General features: G+C 72.5%; 16 protein-coding genes. 5 read left to right on the forward strand and 11 right to left on the reverse strand.

All coding sequences use genetic code 11. The features are described from left to right. Window positions 1–12 precede the first annotated feature (12 nt). The gene (locus ACWGN5_RS26860) at window positions 13–780 is read left to right on the forward strand and encodes a peptidase inhibitor family I36 protein (protein WP_453519633.1); all 768 of its coding nucleotides are present in this window, start codon (window positions 13–15) and stop codon (window positions 778–780) included. 2 nt (window positions 781–782) lie between these two features. Then, window positions 783–2,261, forward strand: coding sequence for a phosphodiester glycosidase family protein (locus tag ACWGN5_RS26865; RefSeq protein WP_453519635.1), 1,479 nt, complete (start codon window positions 783–785; stop codon window positions 2,259–2,261). Window positions 2,262–2,498: 237 nt separating this feature from the next. Here ACWGN5_RS26865 and ACWGN5_RS26870 read toward each other — a convergent pair whose 3' ends face one another. From ACWGN5_RS26870 to ACWGN5_RS26885, 4 genes are read right to left on the reverse strand one after another with little or no spacing between them, the layout of a single operon-like run. Beyond that, the gene (locus ACWGN5_RS26870; RefSeq protein ID WP_453519637.1) at window positions 2,499–3,740 is read right to left on the reverse strand and encodes an ABC transporter permease; all 1,242 of its coding nucleotides are present in this window, start codon (window positions 3,738–3,740) and stop codon (window positions 2,499–2,501) included. After that, window positions 3,740–4,564, reverse strand: a complete 825-nt coding sequence (locus ACWGN5_RS26875) for an ABC transporter ATP-binding protein (RefSeq protein ID WP_453519640.1) — start codon at window positions 4,562–4,564, stop codon at window positions 3,740–3,742. The genes ACWGN5_RS26870 and ACWGN5_RS26875 overlap by 1 nt, the downstream gene beginning before the upstream one ends. Next, window positions 4,564–5,703 carry a peptidoglycan-binding protein gene (locus ACWGN5_RS26880; protein WP_453519643.1) on the reverse strand — a complete coding sequence of 380 codons (1,140 nt, stop codon included), beginning with the start codon at window positions 5,701–5,703 and terminating at the stop codon, window positions 4,564–4,566. Before ACWGN5_RS26880 ends, ACWGN5_RS26875 begins: the two co-directional genes overlap by 1 nt. Beyond that, complete coding sequence (locus ACWGN5_RS26885; protein ID WP_453519646.1) at window positions 5,700–6,197, reverse strand: hypothetical protein; 498 nt, start codon at window positions 6,195–6,197, stop codon at window positions 5,700–5,702. The genes ACWGN5_RS26880 and ACWGN5_RS26885 overlap by 4 nt, the downstream gene beginning before the upstream one ends. Before the next feature lie 89 nt (window positions 6,198–6,286). Here ACWGN5_RS26885 and ACWGN5_RS26890 point away from each other — a divergent pair, with 89 nt between their 5' ends. Beyond that, entirely contained in the window at window positions 6,287–6,946 is a 660-nt protein-coding gene (locus tag ACWGN5_RS26890) for a response regulator transcription factor (RefSeq protein ID WP_453519649.1), read from the forward strand. A gap of 83 nt (window positions 6,947–7,029) precedes the next feature. Further along, window positions 7,030–8,238: a sensor histidine kinase gene (locus ACWGN5_RS26895; RefSeq protein ID WP_453519693.1), complete on the forward strand. Its 1,209-nt coding sequence runs from the start codon at window positions 7,030–7,032 to the stop codon at window positions 8,236–8,238. An 80-nt stretch (window positions 8,239–8,318) separates the two neighbouring features. Here the strand turns inward: ACWGN5_RS26895 and ACWGN5_RS26900 are convergent, their stop codons facing one another. Both ACWGN5_RS26900 and ACWGN5_RS26905 read right to left on the reverse strand, forming a co-directional pair. Continuing rightward, on the reverse strand, window positions 8,319–8,786 hold the full coding sequence (locus ACWGN5_RS26900) for a DUF5990 family protein (protein WP_453519651.1): 468 nt from the start codon (window positions 8,784–8,786) through the stop codon (window positions 8,319–8,321). Between the two features lie 30 nt (window positions 8,787–8,816). After that, window positions 8,817–9,734, reverse strand: coding sequence for a LysR family transcriptional regulator ArgP (locus ACWGN5_RS26905; RefSeq protein ID WP_453519653.1), 918 nt, complete (start codon window positions 9,732–9,734; stop codon window positions 8,817–8,819). A gap of 68 nt (window positions 9,735–9,802) precedes the next feature. On the opposite strand from ACWGN5_RS26905, the gene ACWGN5_RS26910 reads away from it, so the two are divergent. After that, window positions 9,803–10,423 (forward strand): LysE/ArgO family amino acid transporter, encoded by a 621-nt coding sequence (locus tag ACWGN5_RS26910; RefSeq protein WP_453519656.1) that lies wholly within the window; start codon window positions 9,803–9,805, stop codon window positions 10,421–10,423. Between the two features lie 104 nt (window positions 10,424–10,527). Here the strand turns inward: ACWGN5_RS26910 and ACWGN5_RS26915 are convergent, their stop codons facing one another. The 5 genes from ACWGN5_RS26915 to ACWGN5_RS26935 form a co-directional block, all read right to left on the reverse strand. After that, window positions 10,528–11,853, reverse strand: coding sequence for a geranylgeranyl reductase family protein (locus ACWGN5_RS26915; protein WP_453519695.1), 1,326 nt, complete (start codon window positions 11,851–11,853; stop codon window positions 10,528–10,530). Between the two features lie 68 nt (window positions 11,854–11,921). Beyond that, window positions 11,922–13,427, reverse strand: a complete 1,506-nt coding sequence (locus ACWGN5_RS26920; RefSeq protein ID WP_453519659.1) for a SulP family inorganic anion transporter — start codon at window positions 13,425–13,427, stop codon at window positions 11,922–11,924. A gap of 14 nt (window positions 13,428–13,441) precedes the next feature. Beyond that, the gene (locus tag ACWGN5_RS26925; protein WP_453519662.1) at window positions 13,442–14,023 is read right to left on the reverse strand and encodes a carbonic anhydrase; all 582 of its coding nucleotides are present in this window, start codon (window positions 14,021–14,023) and stop codon (window positions 13,442–13,444) included. Window positions 14,024–14,092: 69 nt separating this feature from the next. Beyond that, window positions 14,093–14,470, reverse strand: coding sequence for a hypothetical protein (locus ACWGN5_RS26930; RefSeq protein ID WP_453519665.1), 378 nt, complete (start codon window positions 14,468–14,470; stop codon window positions 14,093–14,095). Between the two features lie 410 nt (window positions 14,471–14,880). Beyond that, entirely contained in the window at window positions 14,881–16,281 is a 1,401-nt protein-coding gene (locus tag ACWGN5_RS26935; protein WP_453519667.1) for a DUF5685 family protein, read from the reverse strand. Between the last annotated feature and the right edge of the window lie 214 nt (window positions 16,282–16,495).

Here is a 16,495-nt window from a genome sequence, read left to right on the forward strand (position 1 = left end):
GAGTTCACGACCATGCGCTTAATCAAGAGTTCACTCGGCCGGCTGACCCTCGCGGGGCTGGCTTCCGTTCTCCTGGCCGTCAGCCTGGTGTGGTCGCAGGCCGGACCGGCGGAGGCCGCGTACACCGACTGTCCGGCGAAGACGTTCTGCCTCTACACGCAGGCCGGCGGCGAGGGCGAGATGGTCTCGCTCGCGCCGCAGGACGGGCCCGTGCTCGACTACGGCACGGTCGAGAGCCTCAAGGGCCGGACCTTCCTGTCGTTCCGTAACAACACCGCCTCCTGGACGTGCCTCTACGACGACCCCGCGTACGGCGGGACCGACATCCAGGCCGTGCTGCCCGGGCACACCGGAGGCGACCTGGCCAAGGGCGCCGACGGGCTGCCGAAGGTGACGGTCGCCTCGCACAAGTTCGCCCCGTCGAAGTCGCTCTGCCGCACGGGCTTCGACCGCTGCGATGCCGGCCGGGTGTGCATCTTCCAGGGCCCCAGCGGGCGCGGCGTCGGGGGCGTGACGAGCCAGACCGAAGTCCTTCCCGACGGGGTCCTGGGCAACAGGGACTACGGCGTGACCTGGGACGACAAGCTGGTGTCCGTCGCGAACCGCTCGCACAAGGCCGTCTGCTTCTACCGGGATCCCGGATACTCCGGAACCTGGCAGGCAGGCGGCGTCGCGTACCGGGCGTTCGTCGTCCTGCCCGGCGAGGAGACGACCCTGCCCACCGACTACCAGTCGTCCGTCAGCTCCCACAAGCTCGCCGACGCGGAAGGAAAGTGCTGACCGTGAACCCCGCCACGAACTCCACCGGCCGCTCACGCATGCGCCGCGTCGCGGCCGTGCCCGTCGCCCTGGCGACCCTGGCCCTGACCCAGAGCGCGGCGGTCGCCGACCCCGCCACCAACGACGTGCAGTCGGCCCTGGACACCCTGACGTCCCATCACCTCACGGTCGCGGACGGCATCACGCGGACCACGTACTCCAGCGACTCCTCCGAGATCGTCGTCCGTGTGGCCGTCATCGACCCGGACCTGGGGGCGATATCCCTGGGCAGCACGGTGGGCGCCGGGGCGGGCGTGAAGGAGCCCACCACCGCGATGCTGGCCACCGTCGGCACCAGCGCGAAGGACGCGCCGTACGTCGGTGTGAACGGCGGCTACTCCGTCCCCGCCAAGGACGAGGACGACGCGACCGGCAAGGGCATCTTGGAGGAGCGGTCGGTTCCGATGGTGACCTCGGTCCAGGAGGACGTCGTGCAGGGCGCCGCCTGCCTGAAGGGGCAGAACTCCGTGGTCCTCCAGCACGGTCGGCCGCACTTCACCAAGATCACGACGACGTTGGGCATCACCTCCGACCGGAGCACCGCCGACACCGCCGACGACGCCACGCGCGTGGTCGACGCCGTCAACCGGTACCCGGGCTGGATCGTGTTCTGCCCGCAGGAGGCCGGTGACAGGTCCCTCCCGTACACGACCGACGCGAACGGCGACGTCCAACGGCTCGACCAGTACGGCCATGTCATCAAGAGCGGCCCCTACTACCAGGACTACAGCGAGATCGTCGTCTTCACCTCTGCCTACGGGCAGAAGACGCCGGAGCCGCGGCACACTCCCTTCGTGGCGGCGGACGACGCCGACGGTGTCGAGGTCGCCGTCGACGCGTCGGGCCGTGTCACGGCGGTGAAGTCCCCGCGCGGCGGAATGGACGTCCCTCCGGGGGGCATGGTGCTCCAGGGCATCGGTGACGACGCCCAGGCCGGGGGCGGCGCACAGTGGCTCAGGGACCACGCCATGGTGGGCGCGAAGCTCACGTACACGCAGCGCGCCACGGACCTGGGGGTCGTGGAGGACCCGGCCGACGACGTCGACCTGCCGCTCGACCCCGCGTACCCGTCGATCGACGTCGTCAACGGCACCCACGATCTGATGCGGCACGGCAGGGTCGTGGCCGAGCCGACCGACAATGTCGCGAACGACCCGCGCACCGCCATCGGCGCGGACGGCTACGGACGCACCCTGCTGGTCACCGTCACCGCCCGGGACGAGGGCCTGCGCCGCGGTGTTCCGATCTACGACCTCGCGAAGATCATGGAGGACCTCGGCGCCGTCGACGCGCTCAACCTGGACGGCGGCGGATCCACGACGTTCGTCGTCGACGGGCAGGTGAAGAACGTCCTCTCGGACACGGGCGGCATCGAACGGCCCGTCTACGACGCCGTGTACGCGGGACGCGGCGGCCACGGCCTGCCGGTCGGCGGCAACTGACGCCTGCCGCCTGCCGCCTGGCGGTTGCTCCGGGCCCACCGCCCGGAGCGACCACGCGGTCTTCGCCGGCTGTCGCCGTCGGCCGGGGCGCCGACCTTGTCACCAAGTCCCGCGCAGTCCGGTCAGCGAGGAGACGGGCCCGCTCGTCGAGGCCGGCGCGGAGGCCGCGCGGCCGGCGCAGTGGCCCCGCGGCCCGCCGGCCCGTTCGGATTCGGCGGGCTGCCGCGGGGCCCGGCGTCACGCCGCCGCCAGGGCCAGGGTCGGTGATTGGCGGGCGGCGCGGACCGCCGGGTAGAGGCCAGCCACCGAGCCGATCGCGAGGGTCGCGACGAAGCCCGCCCCGGCCGCCCAGGGCGGGACCACCCAGGGCAGTCCCCCGGTGGACGCGTACACGGCCGTCGCCGCCGCCCCCAGGGCCACGCCCGCGATGCCGCCGAGGCCCGACAGCATCAGGGACTCCGTCACGAACTGGATCCTGATCTGGCCTCGCGTCGCGCCGAGCGAGCGGCGCAGACCGATCTCGTGGCGCCGTTCCAGTACCGAGATGATCATGGTGTTGGCCACCCCGACACCGCCCACCAGCAGGGCGATCCCACCGAGGCCTAGCAGGAGCGTGGAGAAGGCACCCTCTGTCGCCGCCTTCGCCTTCAGCACCTCGGACGGGTCGCTCACCGCCACGTTCTGCGGGTTCTGCGGGTCGATCGTCGGAGCCAGGAGCCGCTGGACCTCGCGGACGGTGGCGTCCGTGGAGCGCTCGTACACCGCGGTCGGATGTCCGTCGAAGCCGAGGACCCGCTGGGCGCTCTCCCAGCCGACCAGCGCCGAGCGCTCGATCTCGGGTGCGAGCGGCAGGGGGTCGAGGATGCCCACGACCGTGAAATACCGGTCGTCGATCCAGACCTGCCTGCCCGGCCGATCGATGCCCAGCCGCTCCGCGGCGACGTGCCCGAGCACCACGGAGGGGTAACGGCCGTTGGCCGCGTTCAGCCAGGTCCCGGACGCCGTCGTGCCGCGCAGCACGTCGAGCAGTCCCTCCGTCGCCGCCTTCACCGCGATGCCGCCGGTCTCCTCCTCCGGGATCTTCTCCGAGCGGCGCACCGAGTGCTTGAGGTCTCCGCTCGCGCCGACGTTCTCCACGCCCTCGATGCGGCCGACCATGCCGACGGCGTCCTTCGGCAGCTTCACCTCCTGTCCGCTGAACATCCCCTCTCCGGGTGTGGCCACCAGCATGTTCGTGCCGAGTGCGTCGAGCCGCTGGAGCAACTGCGCCTGGCTGGAGGCCGAGATGCCCACCACGGCGATCATCGTCGCGATGCCGATGGCGATCCCGAGCGCCGACAGCACCACCCGTACGGGCCGGCTCCGCAGCCCGGCCGAGCCGACGTGCAGGACGTCGCGCGGGCTGAGCCGGCGCGCTGTGAGCGGGACCGTTGGCCGTTCGGTCGCCGGGGATGTCGTCCGCTTGCGCCTGCCGGGCATCAGACCACGACCTTTCCCCGGGCCGAGTCCGCGACGACCTTGCCGTCGCGGATCCGGACCGTCCTCGGCAGGCGCTGCGCGATCTCCGTGTCGTGGGTGATCACCGCGATCGTTGCGCCCTCCTGGTTCAGGGCGTGCAGCAGTTCCATGACCGCCTCGCCCGAGGCCGTGTCCAGAGCGCCCGTCGGTTCGTCGGCGAGCAGCAGGTCGGGCTGCCCGACGACGGCGCGGGCGATGGCGACGCGCTGTTTCTGACCGCCGGACAGCTCGTGCGGCCGGTGCCTCGCACGGTCGGCGAGACCGACGCGGGCCAGCGCCTCGGCGGCCAGCTTGCGGCGGCGGGCCCGGGGCAGGCCGGAGTAGAGCAGCCCCTCGGCGACGTTGTCCACGGCGGTGACGCCCGGGGCCAGATGAAAGGCCTGGAAGACGAAGCCGATGTGGCGGGCACGCAGGGCGGAGAGCCGACGGTCCGTGAGGGATGCGACCTGGTGACCCGCGATCGCCACGGTGCCCGCGGTCGGCCGGTCGAGTGTGCCGACGATGTGGAGCAGCGTCGACTTGCCCGAGCCTGAGGGGCCGACGATGCCGACGAGTTCTCCCCCGCCGATGGTGAGGTCGACGCCGTCGAGCGCGCGGACGCCTCCGGCGTACTCCTTGACGACACCGCTGAGCTCGACGACCGGGACCCGAGTGGGGGCGGGGCCGCCGTGGACCGGGCCGACGATCGCGGGTGGGGTCGGGGGCGGGGCTGAGTTGGGGTCCGGTGTCCAGGTGCGGCCCGGCGTCGGGCCTGGGGCTTCTACGGGGCGCGCGGTGTCGTTCATCAGGCCGGCACCCCCACCTTCATGCCTTCGCGCAGTCCCTCGCCGCTGATCTCGACCCTGCCCTGTGCGAACATGCCGAGCTCGACCCTGACGTCCCTCGCCGCGCCGTTCTCGACGACCTGGACGCCGAACCCGCCGTCGGGAAGGGCGAGCAGGGCGTTGACGGGTACGGAGAGGACGTCCCGGCGGGTGTCGCCGGTGAGCTCGACCGTGACCGGGGACTGGTCGACTCCCGTGGCCTTGGCCGGGTCGTCGAAGGAGACCGTGATGTCGATCTTCGGGGTCTTGTCCTGCGGGTCGTCCCCCGCCGTCGCGGTCTTGCCGACGGCGGACACCCTCCCGGGCAGGCGGGTTCCGTCCGGCAGGGTGACCTGGACCCGGGTCCCGGTCTTCGCCGTTCCGGCCTCCGAGGCGGGGACCTTGAAGCTGACGACCCGTTCGGAGCCGGTGACCGTGAGCACCGGGGCGCCGGGGGTGACGCGGTCGCCGGGGGCGATCCGGTCGCCGCCGCCCGAGCCCGTACCGGAGCCTGCTTCCTTGACCCGTACCGCGCTGCCCGCGAAGGCCATCCGGTCCGGGCCGAGGGTGCCGCTCTGCTTGAGGTCATGGGACTTCTGCCAGCGCTTGACCGCCGCCGCGGTCTTGGCGGTGAACTCCTCGTCGACGTCGAAGCCGGTGTACCCGAGGGCGGCGAGGTTCTCCTCCAGCTGTCGTACGTCCTTGCCCTTGTCGCCGGTCTTCAGGGTCCGGTACATGGGCTCGTCCCCGTACATCAGCCGTACGGCCTCGCCGTCGACCTCGTACAGCCGCTCGTCCCGCTTCACGACGGAGCCGGGTGGGGCGAGCCAGGTGAGGGTGCCGCCCGGGCCGCCCGCGTTGATCTTGCGTTCCCCGAGGTGACCGAGCATGCCGTCCTGCTGGGAGCTGTCGGCGAGGTCGCCCCGGGTGACGGGCGCCGTGGCGGGCGGCAGGCCCTTGGGGTCGGTGCGGTCGGGCGAGGGCTTCTCCGGGGAGGCCAGAGCGGTGACGGCGACGCCGCCGCCCGCGATGGCGACGACCGTGAGGAGGGCCAGTCCGAGTCGGCGCCGTCCCAGCGGCCGCCGCTCGCCCGCGTGGGGGTCGGTGGCTCCGCCGCTCATCGGGCCGCGCCTTCGCACGCCTTGGCGGCCTTGTCGAACTTCTCCTTCTGCGCGCCCTGCGGTATCGGCATGGCCTGCTGCGCTCCGCCGTCGAACTTCGGGTCGGGCATGTTGAAGCCGTTCTCGCGCATGCACTTCGCGTAGGCGAGTGCCTTGTCCTTGTCGGCCTGCGTCGGCTCCTTGCCGAAGCCGGAGCCGCCCGCCTTGCTCGCGCACGCCTTGAACGCCTTCTCCATCTTCTCCTTCGACATGTTGTCGCCGCCGATGGTGAGGCCGACGCCGCTCTCGCCCGGCTTGGGCTCGGGCACGTCGAGTCCCTGTTCGCGCAGGCACTTGCGGTGTTCGAAGGCCTGGTCGGCCTTCTTGCCCTCCTCGTTCACGCTCCCGTCATCCTTTCCGGCCGGAGCCGTACCCGAGCAGGCGGTGGCGAACAGGGCGAGTGCGGCGGCCAGCGAGGGGGCGGCGGCCGTGCGGATGATCCGTCGAATCGTCATGCCGCCGAGGCTGCCGCGGAGGGATGTTTCGCTTCTCTCAACGGTTCCGTTTACATCGGCGAAAGGTCCCCTTCGGATAGACAGGGGTCATGCGCGTACTGGTGGTGGAGGACGAGGCGTTCCTCGCGGAGATGATCGCCGAGGGGCTGCGCCGGGCCGCGCTCGCCGTGGATGTCGCGGCCGACGGCCTGGAGGCCCTGCGGAAACTGCAGCTCGGAGAGTACGACGTGCTCGTCCTGGACCGTGACCTGCCCGGGATCCACGGCGACGACGTGTGCCGCCGGGTGGTCGAGCAGCGGCTCATGACCCGGGTCCTCATGCTGACGGCGGCCGGGACCGTACGCGAGCGGGTCGAGGGCCTCGGTCTGGGCGCCGACGACTACCTGACCAAGCCCTTCGCGTACGACGAACTCCTCGCCCGGGTACTGGCCCTGGGCCGGCGCGCCAGGCCCGCGCTGCCGCCCGTCCTCGAACAGCGCGGGATCGTCCTGGACACGGCACGTCGGCAGGCCAGCCGCGACGGCCGGCACCTGCACCTGTCGCCCAAGGAGTTCGGCGTACTGGAGGCGCTGCTGCGCGCCGAGGGAGCCGTGGTCAGCGGCGAGGACCTGATCGAGCAGGTCTGGGAGGAGCACACCAGCTACCGCACGAACGCGGTCCGCGTGACGCTCAGCAAACTGCGGGCCAAGCTCGGCGAACCGCCGGTGGTGGAGACGGTCCCGGGCGCGGGCTACCGGATCGCGTCGTGAACGGCGTACGGAAGCTCCGCGCGTCGCTGCGCCCGGGCCCTCACGGGCCGCGGACGACCGGCCTCGGCGCACCGCCGGGCCGCATGCTGCTGTTCCGCAGCGAACGGGCCCGGCTCACGGCCCTCTACACCGGACTGCTCGTGCTGGCCGGGGCGCTTCTCACCGGAGTCGTGTACGTGCTCGTGGAGGAGGGCCTGTACTCGTCGATCAGCATGGCCGTCACCACGGCCGTGCCGGCGCAGCGGCTGGAACGCCTGCCGTCCTCCTTCCCCTCCGGAATGCCCAGCGCGGCGCCCGCGAGCCCCGCACCGAGCACGGGCACCGTCGTCCCGGGCGAGGCACTGGCGATCACGCGGACGCTGAGTGACGCGGCCGAGTCCGCGGCCCTCGACCGTCTCCTCACCGTGTCGGTGACCGTCTTCGTCTGCTACGCGGTTCTGTCGCTCGCGCTCGCGTGGTGGACGGCGGGCCGGGTGCTCCGGCCGATCGCCGTCATCACCGAGACCGCCCGCCGCCTCTCCGGTGAGAACCTGCACGAGAGGATCGCCCTCGACGCCCCGCCCGGCGAGCTCAAGCGGCTGGCCGACACCTTCGACGGCATGCTCGGCCGCATGGAGCGGCTCGTCTCCGCCCAACAGCGGTTCGCCGCGAACGCCGCGCACGAGCTGCGCACGCCGTTGGCCGTGCAGCGGGCGGCCGCCGAGATCGGACTCGGCGGAGATCCTTCCCCCGAGCGGGTGGCGCGCATGCGGTCGAAGCTGATCGAGGTCGCGGACACCAGCGAGCAGATCATCGAGGGGCTCCTGCTCCTCGCGGCCTCCGAACAGGGGCTCAAGGAACGTCGCCGGGTCCCCGTGGACGAGCTCGCCCGGCAGGTGGTGGCGGCGCTCGACGACGAAGCGGCGGAACGTGGGGTGCGCGTCACCGTACGGACCGCGCCGCTGACCGTCGACGGGGATCCCGTACTCCTGGAGCGCCTCCTGCACAATCTGGTCGCGAACGCGGTGCGGCACAACGTCCCCGACGGTCGGGTCGACGTGCGCACCGGGCCGGACATCGGCATCGAGGTGACCAACACCGGGCCGGTCGTGCCGTCCGCCACCGTTCCTCTGCTCTTCGAGCCCTTCCGCCGGCTCAACGAACGCACCCACGCGCCCGGGGAGGGCGCGGGCCTCGGCCTGTCGATCGTCGACGCGGTCGCCCGGGCGCACGGGGCCGAGGCGACGGCATCGGCCAACCCGGAGGGAGGCGGCCTGACGGTTCGTGTGGTGTTCCGGGCGGCGGCACCGTGACGGGTGCCGGAGACGGGGGCGCAGGAGGGCGCCGGGCTGTCGCGTTGGCTTAGTCCCGTGTCGTCGTGTCGTGTGGTGTCTCAGTCCCGGGGTTCGGCCGTCCACGTGACGCGGGGCGGCACGACTCGGGCGCACAGGGGTTCGCCGCAGGCGTCGGTGAGGCCCAGACGTCCGACGAGAAGCCCGCCGCTGACGGCGGACTTCAGTGCGTGGGCGGGGACGGCGTCGAGCATCAGCTTCGCCCGTCGGAACATGGTGAAGGAACCCTCCTCGTCCACCGCGCCCCACGACAGATAGATGAATCGGTTGCCGGGACGTCCCTGGATGTAGGGGCCTTTCACGTCCGTCCCGCCGTCCGGCGAGGCGTCGGCGGTGCACTCCAGCGTCCAGGTCGCGCGCGCCGCGCCTCCGGGCTGCGGGTCCAGGAGTTCGGCCGGGCGGTCCCGGCGTTGGACCGCCACATGGACGTTCCGGTAGGCCGTGGCGGAGGAATCACCGGACGGACAGGTGAGGCCGGGCAGCTCGACGGCGTCGATACGGATGCGCATTCCACAAGGATCCCGGAACTCCCCGCGATCTCATGGTCTTCCGGCCGGCCGGCCGGGCAGCAGTGCCTCGGCGGCGACCGCCGCGACCGCCTCGGCGACGGCGGACAGGGCGGGCGAGTCCAGCTTCCACTGCTGCCAGTACAGCGGGACGTCCATGGGTCGGCCCGGGGCGAGCTCCACCAGTATCCCGGCCTGCAAGAGGGGCGCGGCCTGTGGTTCGGGCACCAGGCCCCAGCCGAGGCCCGCGGCCACCGCGTCCCGGAACCCGTCCGAGGCCGGCACCATGTGCCGGATCTGCCCGGCCCCGGACCGGCCGCGGGTCAGCGCCCGTACGAAGGTGTCCTGGAGTTCGTCCCGTCGGTCGAACACCACGGTGGGCGCCTCGCACAGGTCGTGGGCCAGGGCTCCGGTCAGGTGCCGGGCCGCGAATTCCGGAGTCGCCACGGCCAGGTAGCGGGCCAGTCCCAGCAGACGTACCGAGCACCCGGCCACCGGGTCGGGCGAGGAGGTGACGGCCGCCATCACCTGTCCCTCGCGCAGCAGGGCGGTGGTGTGGGACTCGTCCTCCCGGTAGAGCTCGAAGCAGACGGGTGGGTCCTGCGGCACACGGGTGAGGGCGGGCAGGAACCAGGTCGCGAGGGAGTCGGCGTTGACCGCGACCGGAACCCGCGCGGGGCCCTGCTCTGCCGCCAGCCCCAGTTCTGAGCGGGCGTCCCGCTCCAGCCGCGCCAGCTGGCGGGCGAACCTGACCACGACTTCGCCTGACTCGGTGGCCCGTACGGGCTTGGTGCGCAGCAGCAGGACCCGCCCGGTGCGCTGTTCCAGGGCCTTGACGCGTTGGCTGACGGCGGAGGGGGTCACGTGCAGGGCGGCGGCCGCGGCGTCGAAGGTGCCTTCGTCGACGACGGCGAGCAGGGTTCTGACCTGATCCAGGGGAAGCTCATCCATAAGTAGCACTAAGGGTACGTAAGAATCCTTAGCTGTACTCATTCCTCGCCGATTCGTACGGTCGACGCATGAACAGCACCATCGCCGCCGTACTCGCCGGTTTCGGTACGGGCCTCTCGCTCATCGTGGCCATCGGGGCCCAGAACGCCTTCGTCCTGCGCCAGGGCGTCCGTCGCCACGCCGTCCTCGCCGTCGTAGCCATCTGTGCCGTCTCCGACGCGGTGCTGATCGCGCTCGGAGTCGCCGGGGTGGGCGCGGTGGTCACGGCCTGGCCGGCGATGCTGACCGCGGTCGGTCTGGCGGGCGGGGCGTTCCTGCTCTGCTACGGGTTCCTGGCCGCCCGGAGGGTGCTGCGCCCGGATCCGGCGGCCTCGCTCTCCGCCGGTGGCCCTGCCGCGGGTTCCGCCCGGCGGGCGGTTCTGACGTGCTTGGCCATGACGTGGCTGAACCCTCACGTGTACCTGGACACCGTTCTCCTGGTGGGCTCGCTCGCCTCCGACCGGGGCGACCTGCGCTGGGCCTTCGGTATCGGCGCGGCCCTGGCCAGCCTGGGCTGGTTCTTCGCCCTGGGCTTCGGCGCCCGCATCCTGTCGGGCGTCCTCTCCCGCCCGAAGGCCTGGCGAGTGCTGGACGGCCTGGTCGCGGTGACCATGCTGGCGATGGGGGCGATGCTGGTCGCGGGGGCGTAGCCCTCAGCCGCAGGACCGGCCGACGACTGACGGCCGGTCCTGCGGACGGCACGACGGGGCCGGCGGATCCTGGCATGAAGGGCGGGCGGACCCTGGTACGGGCACTACCGGCGTGGTGCCGGGACGAGGCGTAGGAGGGTGTGGAGGACGGTGTCGATCGTGTCCTGTGCGGGCTCGTCGCTCACATGGGTCAGCAGGCGGGCCAGGACTCTCAGCAGGTGCGGTGAGGCCATCACCCGGGGGTGCAGGAGGGGGCGGTAGCCGAAGCGGGAGAAGAGCAGGTCGCCCGCGAGGTTTCCCAGCCGGTAGTAGCGCGCCCACCGGCGCTGGATCTCGGCCGGGTACTGGTGCAGCGCGTGTTCCCGGCGTGGTCCGGCCGGTCTGGCCATTGCCAGGGCGATGATCTCCGCCGCCACCTCGGCGGTCTCCATCGCCTGGGCGATGCCCTCGCCGCTCCACGGGCTGACCATGCCCGCGCTGTCGCCCACGAGAAGCAGGCCTCGGTGGTACTGCGGGCGCCGGTTCAGTCCCATCGGCAGCGGCGCGCTGCGCAGCGGGGAATCGGCGCTCCCTTCGTGCAGGTCCCACTCCTCGGGCAGCCGGGGCAGCCAGTGTTCCAGCGCCGCCCGCAGGTCCACGGGCCGGCGCCGGCGCTGTTGGGGCAGCGCGCCGAGACCCACGTTGACGCGACCGTCCCCCAGGGGGAACACCCATCCGTATCCGGGCAGGTCGAGTCCGGTGCGGGGACAGCGCAGGTCGGCCCAGAGCTCCAGGTAGGGGTCGTGGGTCCGGGCCGTACTGCGGTAGTACCTGCGGGCAGCCGCCGCGACGGGCCGCTTGGCGTCCCGTTCGAGCCCGAGGCCGAGAGCCGTACGCGCCGAGGCTCCGTCGGCCGCGACCACCAGGGGCGCCAGGTACCGGACCGGTTCCACGCCGGGCCCGTGGGAGGCCGACACGCCGATGACCTGCCCCGCCCGGTCGGTCAGCGGGCCCGTCACTTTGACGTGGGTGCGCAGGCGCGCTCCGGTGGCGCTCGCGTGCGTGGCGAGCAGGTCGTCGAAGTCGTGCCGGCTCCGGGTGAGTCCGAAGTCGGGGAACGCGCCCAGGCGCGGCCAGTCCAGCTCCGCGCGGTGTCCGCCGCAGACCCAGCGCATCCCCTTGTTCCGCATCCAGCCCGGCCCGTCGATGTCGATGCCCAGCCGCACCAGCTGGTGCACGGCGCGTGGTGTCAGCCCGTCACCGCACACCTTCTCCCGGGGGAAGCCGCTCTTCTCCAGGAGCAGGACGTCCACACCGGCTCGTGCCAGGTGCGCCGCGGCGGCGGAGCCCGCCGGCCCCGCCCCCACCACGATGACCTGAGCCTCCTCGTCACCTGCACCGTCTCCCCCACGGCCCTCGCCACCGCCGCCGGCCTCGTCACGTTTGGTGATCACTCCCCTACTATGCCCCTCGCCGGGCACCCGCACTCCGTACGGCACGAGTGCCCGGTCCGCCGGCGTCAGCCCGGGTTGCCGACCGGGGCCGCGGCCGCGCCCTCGCGGCGGTCGGGCGCCGTGGCCGCCCGTACCGCCTCGGCGTCGGCGCCGCTGTGCCGTTCCGCCCAGGCCTCCAGCGCGGCCCGGCAGGCGTGGTCGAGGTGGTGGACGCCGGAGAGGTCGAGGACCACCCGTCGGTCGTGCGGGAGGTCTTCCAGGCTGTCGAGTATCTGGGGCAGCCGAAGGAAGGTGACCGTTCCCTGGAGCCGTACGCGCAGCACGTCGCATCCGTCGTCGCTCTGTTCGATCTGTAGCTGCGAGGCCTCCCACGCGGCCTTCGCGACCGACAGGGCGAGGCCGATGAGGACACCCTCGAACATGCCGACCGCCACGATCGCCGCCGCCGTCGCCACGAGGACGACGGCCTCTCCCCGGTGATGTCGCCACAGGGTCAGGACGCCCTTGAAGGGGATGAGTTTCCAGCCGGCGTGCACGAGGATCCCGGCGAGAGCGGCCAGGGGGATGTACGCGAGGACGGCGGGCAGCAGGGTGACGAAGAGCAGCAGCCACACACCGTGCAGGATCCGGGACGCCTTCGTCCGTGCGCCGGCCTCGACGTTGGCCGAGCTGCGCACGATGACCGCGGTGAGCGGCAGTGCGCCGAGCAGACCGCAGAGCGTGTTGCCCGTGCCCTGGGCGATGAGTTCCTTGTCGTAGTCCGTGCGCGGTCCCGAGTGGAGCCGGTCGACCGCTGCCGCGCTGAACAGCGATTCGGCGGAGGCGATCAGGGCGAACGCGAGGACCGTGCCGAGGACGGCCGGATCGACGAGGGACGAGAGGGCTTCCGAGCCCGGCAGGCGGACGGCGTCCAACACGCCGCTGACCCTCACGGTCTCCACCGGAAGGCCGAAGACGGCGGTCGCGAGGGCGGCGAGGAGCACCGCCACAAGGGCGCCGGGAACCGCCCGGGCACGGCGCGGCATCCGGCGCCAGCCGACGATGACGAGGACGGTGCCGGCCCCGACGGCGAGCGACACGAGGGCCGTGCGGCTGTTCAGAGCCTCCGCCAGGGCGGTCGGCAGGCCGATGAGCTTGTCGAGACCGGAGTGCGGCGCGTCGGTTCCCGCCGCGGCGTAGAGCTGGCCGGCGATGATGACCAGCCCGATGCCGGCGAGCATGCCCTCGACGACGGAGAGGGAGATCGCACGGAACCAGCGTCCCCACCGGAGGAGACCCATGGCGATCTGCAGTACGCCGGCCGCCAGCACGATGACCCCGAGCGCGCCGAGGCCGAAGGCGCGGACCGCTTCGAGGACGAGGACGGTGAGGCCGGCGGCCGGACCGGACACCTGGAGGCTGCTGCCCCGCAGCACGCCGGTGACGACGCCGCCGACGATGCCGGTGATGAGGCCCAGTTCGGCGGGGACGCCCGAGGCGACGGCGACGCCGATGCAGAGCGGGAGGGCGACGAGGAAGACGACGAGCGAGGCGGCGATGTCCTGCCTCGGGAACGGGAGGGAGCGCAGCATCCTGACGTCCTTCCTCACAGCGCCTCGAAGGAGTCGGCTGCGGAGCGGTACTCGAGGACGGCACCGGTGTGCACCTCGTAGTACCACCCGCGCAGGCGGAGCCGGCCCTCGGAGAGCCGTCGTTCGACACACGGATAGGAGCGCAGGCGGAGCAGTTGGGCGAGTACGTGGCCGTGGACCGCGTCGGTGACGGCCGGGTCGTCGGCGCGCCCCGGGGCGCCGTCGGGAGCGGCGTGCGCGAGCCAGTCCCGTACGGCCGGGACCGCGCTCAGGTCGTCGCCGCGGACGAGGGAACCGACCGCGCCGCAGTGGGAGTGGCCGCAGACGACGACGTCCTCGACGGCGAGGACCTCGACGGCGTACTCGATGGTGGCGGCCTCGCCGCTGGGGTTGCCCGTGCCGTACGGGGGCACGATGCCTCCCGCGGTCCGCAGTTCGAAGAGCTGGCCGGGCCGGGCGCCGGTGATGAGGGCGGGTACGACCCGGGAGTCGGAGCAGGTGATGAAGAGGACGTCCGGGGACTGTCCCGCGGCGTGCGCGGCGAACTCCTCGGGGCGCCGGCCGAATCGGCGGGCGTGGTCGATGAGGGGCTGCATGAATTCTTCCTCCTGGCGCGCCGTGGCGGCGCGTCGGGCTGACAGGTCGGCGCAGGTGGGCACGGCCTGTCAGCAGCGGAACACCTGCAGGGCGGAGGAGTCGTGGGGGCCGAGCGGTCTCGGCCGGGTGTCCGCACCATGGGCGCGGCCGGCTGGCGGATCCGCGAGCGGGACGGCCCGGGCGACCGGCGGCGGGCCGGGAAGGCCCGCGGCCGCGGTGACGGGTCGCCGCCGGTCACGGTGAAGGACGGAGCCGCCGGGGCTGTCTGCGTCGCAGCCTCCCGCATATCCGGACTCGAACGCCGCGGTCGGCGCGGCATTCTGGGCACAGGTTCGATGAAGCTGTGTCGCGGAGCCGGCGGGGGTGAGGTGGAGGCCGGTGCAGACGAGCGCGAGGACGAGGAGGAGGGCGGCGCGCAGGGCCGCGGACACGCGGACGGACGGCATCTCGGCGTTCCTCCCTCTGGTTGAACCGTCACCAGAATTCACCAAAGCAAGCCCAAGGGCGGGTCAAGGAAGAGTAATACACACAGGTGAGCAGATTTCCGCAACACCCCTGCCGTACGAGGGTTTTCGAATGGAATCAGCCTGATATTGACGTGAACGGCAGTATGGACGCGGAATCGCCCCCTGGAATCCGTCGGGTCTGCCGCCGCGTTCACGCGTCCTCCGCGTCGGGCTCGCAGCCGGGAGGAACCGGCCGACGGCGCGGCCCGTGGTGCGCACCCAGAAACGACGTGGGCCCACCAGGAAGCCTGGTGGGCCGTTTTCCTGGTGGGCCGTTTCCTCAGTGAGCGGTTCTCCCGGTGAGGCGTGTCCGGTCAGGCGCTGTCAGCGTGAACGTATCCATCCGTCGTTCAGTCGCAGCAGTCACAGCAGCACTTGCACGGGTTGCAGCAGCCCCCGCCACCGCCACAGCCGTCGCCCGAGCCCCCGCCGGAACCGCCGGAGCCACCGGATCCATGGCCGCCGGACCCACCGCCCCAACCGCCGGAGGAGCCTCCCGAGTTCCCGCCGCCGTGCCCGCCGCCATTCCCGCCGAACCAGCCGTCACCGCCGGATCCGTCCCTGCCGGAGGAATCCCGGCTCGAGCCGCCGCCGCTGTTGCCTTCGCCGAACTGCCAGGGTTCTGCGTCACCGGAATCCCCGTCGTCGCAGCGGCAGCAGTTGTAACAGAGCCTGCAGTCGCCACACAGCCGGCGGTACTCGCGACACCGCCGGCACTCCCCCTCCGGCGGCCGGCCCGATGCGGTCGGCATCCCCTCCGGGGCCACACCCACGAGCGCGCCGACGCCGCAGGACGTGCCCGTGGTGGTCGAGGGCTCTTCCGTCGCCGTACGTCGGCCCAGCCAGGGAATCATGCGCAGGCCCCGCGCCGGACGGCTGTGCTGATGATGGCGGTGCCGGGGGTCGAAGACCCGGTCGACCGCGCGCTCCAACTCCCCGCCCAGCAGGATCCGTACCAGCCGATCGTCGACGAACTCGGCATCGGCCAGGGAAAGCCGGACTCCGTGTACGGCGTCGTCGCAGAGCCTGCGCACCTCGGCACGGTCCGCGCCGGTCACGGCGATCGGGTTCCACGCGCCCGACGCCTCGTCCGCGTCCATGTCCTCCACGGCGTCCAGCAGATGCGCCAGTCGGCCGAACAGACGCCCGGCTTCCGCGAGCGGTGCGGCGTTGTCCGGGCGGTTCGTGAGGACGGCGGTGTACGCGAAGGCGGCGGCGGTCGCCGATTCCGTGGGCTCCGTGACCGTCAGGAGCGAGCCACCCCGGCCGGTCGACCGCTCGATCTCCGGCTGGCGCTCGACCGCCCTGAGCAGCACCGCGGTGTCGAACCCGAGCCGTTCGCCGCCCGCGGCACCCGCCCGGTCCCAGCCGTGGGCGATCCGGCGTGCCGCCAGCGCCACGGGCCGGCGTCCCCACAGGCCGTCGCGGTCGGCCACGTGGTCACGTACCTTCGCGGCGGCGAGCACCAACGACACCGTCGCCGCCAGCCGCGCGCCCTCGCCCTGCGCCACGTCCGCCGACCGCATCCCGCGCAGCGGGCACGGACCGGCCGCTCGTCGCCAGTCGCCGGTTCGCTCCGACTGCGCCTCGGTCAGTACGGAGACGATCAGGCCGTCGTAGTTGGTGGCCACCCTCGCGAACTGCCCGTACTCTCCGCGCAGCGCCAGGCACAGCCCACACAAGTGCGCCATCCACTCGGTACGCAAGCCCTCGCCCAGCCGATGACGGCATGGCCTGATGATTCCGAACACCGAAGATCTCCCCCCGTGCAACAAGCACCCACACACGTCCGGTTGGGGGACGTGCGGTGGTCATCCTAGAGCGGACCCTCCGAGAGGTGTCCGCCGAGGTCGGACACGGTTCCCGGGCCCGTCGTGACGGAGGGGTGGGGGCGGGGGGGCCCACACGGCCGCCCCCCCCCCCCGACCCCCACGCCCTCCGCCGCGGCGAGGAGCACGCCCCCGG

It is taken from the genome of Streptomyces sp. NPDC055815, from assembly GCF_053616475.1.